The following is a 1,664-nucleotide window of genomic DNA, read 5'->3' on the forward strand; positions in this document are numbered from 1 at the left end:
GCTTGCCCCTTCTTGGTTCCGCCCTTTGCACCGTCTTGGGAATACCCAAAAGCGGGTAGATCCCGAAAGTCTCAAATATTGCAGGGAGCGAGTATTTTACAGGCAATACCGCCCCCTTCAAGTAACTGCTAAGTAAGTAGGTGGATATATGCTGTCTCATCGTTAAGTTTATTCATACTCACCTACTTGGCGGCAATCAACAGGTGCGAGATATCGCATCTGTTTGCAGTGAGAAGAAAGAAATCAGGAGAAACAGAAAAACAAGGGCGATGATCGCACTTGCTTTTGAAGTTATTGACGAGTCGATGATAAAACTTAACGCACATTCTCTCCAAATTATTTCTTGTCTATAGAACTGTGAATTTGCTCGAATATCGCATTGTCAGCGAAGAGTTTTTTAGCACCGCCTTCCTACCACCTACATCAGCAACCGTAAACTATTAACGATTAATATCCTTTTATATTTCGTAGTGCCACACCTCAGAAGGTTGCAGAATAATTCGGTGGAGTGGCAGACGATCTATCAAGCCTTGCTGCTCAAAATGACCGAGGGTGCGAGTGACAGTTACGCGACTTGTACCGATAATTTCTGCAATATCCTGATGCGTTAAAATCATATCGATCAGATGTCCTCGCTCTACCTCAGAACCAAACCTCTTAGCCAGCCAAGTTAATAGTTGATAGAGCATAAAATCAACTCTTTTGTAACCTCGCATTACCATAAAATCTTCAGCCTGCTGAATGTGAGTGAGCAAAATATCTTTATTTAGCCAGCGATCGCCACATAGTAAAATTGCCTCAACTTTAGTGAGGCATTCAATTTGAAAAGGATCGCATTTTGATATCGGTTTGCCGATAGTATCACCTGGCCCCCACAATCCCAAGGTGATAATTGTGCCATCTTCCAGCCACGTTACAGTTCGCACTACTCCACTTTCAATCCGCCACAGAGCATTGCTTCTGTTGGGCAAGTGCGAGCGGCGAGGAAATATATGGCGGCTCGTTTCATCAAAAGTTTTAGTGGAAAGAGAAGCAATAGTCATAACCAGTTATTGAAAGAATAAAAGTTAGTTTTTCCAATGGCAGCAGGATAGTTTGGCTGGCAAAAATCTATATAAATTAAAGCCTTACTAGATTCCTGCACCGTCTAAAAACTGGGTAATGAATAAATCAGAAGACAGGAATAATTCATGTTTTTCGACCTCTGCTTGCTCTGTTTGGCTCGGAGATAATTGAGATTTTAAAAAATCAACCTGCTCTTCTAACTCCTTAATTCTATCGAACAAAGCTCGAATCGCTTGAGCTTCCAAATCCGGTAGACCTTGAGAATTTTGAGCATCTTCCACCTGCTTTTTCCGAGAAATGATGCGACCGGGAATTCCCACAACTGTGCAATCGCTAGGGACATCCCGTAGCACTACCGAACCCGCACCAATCCGAACATTATTGCCAATTTGAATATTCCCTAAAACTTTAGCACCCGCCCCTACCACTACATTTTCTCCCAGTGTTGGATGCCGTTTTCCTATTTCTTTACCCGTGCCGCCAATGGTCGCTCCTTGATAAATGACAGCATAATCTCCAACTATCGCAGTTTCGCCAATTACCACCCCCATGCCGTGGTCGATAAACACGCCCCTACCAATTTTTGCTCCTGGGTGGAT

General features: G+C 43.3%; 2 protein-coding genes. Both read right to left on the reverse strand.

Translation table 11 applies throughout. From position 1 onward, the window contains the following. Positions 1-458: 458 nt before the first annotated feature. Positions 459-1,043 (reverse strand): Crp/Fnr family transcriptional regulator, encoded by a 585-nt coding sequence (locus tag QUA38_RS28775; RefSeq protein WP_333167906.1) that lies wholly within the window; start codon positions 1,041-1,043, stop codon positions 459-461. An 87-nt stretch (positions 1,044-1,130) separates the two neighbouring features. After that, a partial coding sequence (epsC, locus tag QUA38_RS28780) for a serine O-acetyltransferase EpsC (RefSeq protein ID WP_333167909.1) occupies positions 1,131-1,664 on the reverse strand: 534 nt, incomplete at its 5' end.

Source organism: Microcoleus sp. Pol12B4, from assembly GCF_036701385.1.
Taxonomy (GTDB): domain Bacteria; phylum Cyanobacteriota; class Cyanobacteriia; order Cyanobacteriales; family Microcoleaceae; genus Microcoleus.

Coding starts and splice junctions, on each gene's coding strand:
- QUA38_RS28775 (WP_333167906.1), bottom strand. CDS start 1,043: ATGACTATTGCTTCTCTTTCCACTAAAACTTTTGATGAAACGAGCCGC.